Consider the following 2,356-nt stretch of genomic DNA (forward strand, 5'->3'; position numbering starts at 1 on the left):
ATGCCATCGCCGACCTCGTCTCGTCGATGTCGCTGACCCCGTGGCCCGCCGTCACGCTGCTGGCCGAGCTGCTGCTCGCCGCTGCGGCGATCTTCACGCTCGTCACGGCCCGGCGGTGGCAGGGGAGCGCGGGCCGCAAGTACCGCACCGCCACCGACGCGCCCGCGGATGCCTCGCGTCCGCACGACGCGATCGACTCGTGGGACGACCTGTCCCGCGGCGCCGACCCGACGGCCTGACCCGTCGCTTCCTGCGACATCGAGCCATCCGCGCCGGCCGCACCCCGGCGCTTCGATAGACTGGCCGGACGCTGTTCCCCGCGCCCGCGCGCGACTCGAAGGAGATCCATGAGCAACCCCATCGGCGACCCCGGCCACGGACACTCGCCGGCTGCCTGGACGGCCGTGATCATCATGCTGCTCGCCATCACGCTGGGCACGCTGTTCTTCTGGTTCGACCTCCCGGTTCTCGTGTGGGCCTCGGTCGGTCTCCTCATCGTGGGCGCGATCGTCGGGTGGGCCATGACGAAGGCCGGTTACGGCGCCAACGGCGACAAGTACCAGTCGAAGGCGCACTGACCGTGCTGGCCGATCTCACGGCCGGAGCGGTGGAGGATGCCGAGCAGCGCGCCCAGACGCGTCCGCTCGCGGCCGTCGAACGCGATGCTCTCGCGCAGACGCCCGCGCGTGACGCGCTCGCGATGCTCGCCCCCGCCGACCGCGTGAAGATCATCGCCGAGGTGAAGCGCGCGAGCCCGTCGCGTGGCGACCTCGCGTCGATCCCCGACCCCGCCTACCAGGCGCGCCTGTACGAAGAGGGCGGCGCCTCTGCGATCTCGGTGCTGACCGAGGGCCGCAAGTTCAAGGGCAGCCTCGCCGATCTCGAGGCCGTCCGGGCCGCGGTATCGGTGCCCGTGCTGCGCAAGGACTTCCTCGCGACGCCGTACCAGGTGCTCGAGGCCCGCGCGTCGGGTGCCGACCTGGTGCTGCTGATCGTCGCGGCGCTCGACCAGAAGACGCTCACCGAGCTCTACGCACTCGCGACCGACCTCGGGATGGCGGCGCTCGTCGAGACGCACTCCGCCGAGGAGCTGGAGCGGGCGGCCGACCTCGGTGCGAAGCTCATCGGGGTCAACGCCCGCAACCTCTCGACGTTCGAACTCGACCGTGACCTGTTCGGCTCCCTCGCCGATCGCTTCCCCACGAATGCCGTGAAGATCGCCGAATCGGCCGTCCTCGCCCCCGCCGACGTCGCGCACTACCGCGCCGCCGGTGCCGACGTCGTCCTCGTCGGCGAAGCGCTGGTGACCGGCGACCCCGTCGCGACCCTTCGCGCGTTCCTCCAGGAGACTGCATGACCACCGTCAGCCTGCGCGACCAGAAGGGGCCGTTCTTCGGCGACTTCGGCGGCCGCTACATGCCCGAATCGCTCATCGCCGCGATCGACGAGCTCACCGCGGTCTGGGAGTCGGCGATGGCCGACCCCGAGTTCCACGCCGAGCTGACCGCCCTGCTGCACGACTACGCCGGCCGGCCCTCGGTGCTCACCGAGGTTCCGCGTTTCGCCGAGCACGCCGGCGGAGCGCGCGTCTTCCTCAAGCGCGAAGACCTCAACCACACCGGCTCGCACAAGATCAACAACGTGCTGGGCCAGGCTCTGCTCACCAAGCGCCTCGGCAAGACGCGTGTGATCGCCGAGACCGGCGCCGGACAGCACGGCGTCGCCACCGCGACGGCAGCGGCCCTCTTCGGCCTCGACTGCGTCATCTACATGGGCGAGGTCGACACCGAGCGCCAGGCGCTCAACGTCGCGCGCATGCGTCTCCTCGGCGCTGAGGTCGTCCCGGTCACCACGGGCTCGCGCACCCTCAAGGACGCCATCAACGAGGCGTACCGCGACTGGGTCTCCACGGTCGAGACGACCAACTACATCTTCGGCACCGCCGCGGGTCCGCACCCGTTCCCGGCGATGGTGCGCGACTTCCAGAAGATCATCGGCGAGGAGACGCGCGCGGAGTTCCTCGAGCGCCTCGGCCGCCTCCCCGACGCCGTGTTCGCATGCGTCGGTGGTGGGTCGAACGCGATCGGCATGTTCGACGCGTTCCTCGACGACGAGGGCGTCGCGCTCTACGGCGTCGAGGCGGCCGGTGACGGCGTCGACACCCCGAAGCACGCGGCCTCGATCGAGCGCGGTCGTCCGGGCGTGCTGCACGGCGCGCGCACGTACGTGCTGCAGGACGAGGACGGCCAGACCACCGAGTCCCACTCGATCTCCGCGGGCCTCGACTACCCGGGCGTCGGTCCCGAGCACGCGTGGCTCGCCGACATCGGCCGCGCGCAGTACATCCCCGCGACCG

The 2,356-nt window shown here is 71.1% G+C and carries 4 protein-coding genes; all 4 read left to right on the plus strand.

Annotated features, from left to right (window positions below):
* Window positions 1-239 (plus strand): Trp biosynthesis-associated membrane protein (locus I5G_RS01670; protein ID WP_022877501.1); only part of this gene is annotated, 239 nt, incomplete at its 5' end.
* A 108-nt stretch (window positions 240-347) separates the two neighbouring features.
* A complete protein-coding gene (locus I5G_RS01675) occupies window positions 348-578 on the plus strand; it encodes a DUF6704 family protein (RefSeq protein WP_022877502.1) in 231 nt (76 codons plus the stop codon).
* Window positions 579-580: 2 nt separating this feature from the next.
* Window positions 581-1,357, plus strand: a complete 777-nt coding sequence (gene trpC / locus I5G_RS01680; RefSeq protein WP_022877503.1) for an indole-3-glycerol phosphate synthase TrpC — start codon at window positions 581-583, stop codon at window positions 1,355-1,357.
* A partial coding sequence (trpB, locus tag I5G_RS01685) for a tryptophan synthase subunit beta (protein ID WP_022877504.1) occupies window positions 1,354-2,356 on the plus strand: 1,003 nt, incomplete at its 3' end. The genes trpC and trpB, both read left to right, overlap by 4 nt.

Origin of the sequence: Microbacterium sp. B19, assembly GCF_000333395.1 — a bacterium.
Taxonomy (GTDB): Bacteria; Actinomycetota; Actinomycetes; order Actinomycetales; family Microbacteriaceae; genus Microbacterium.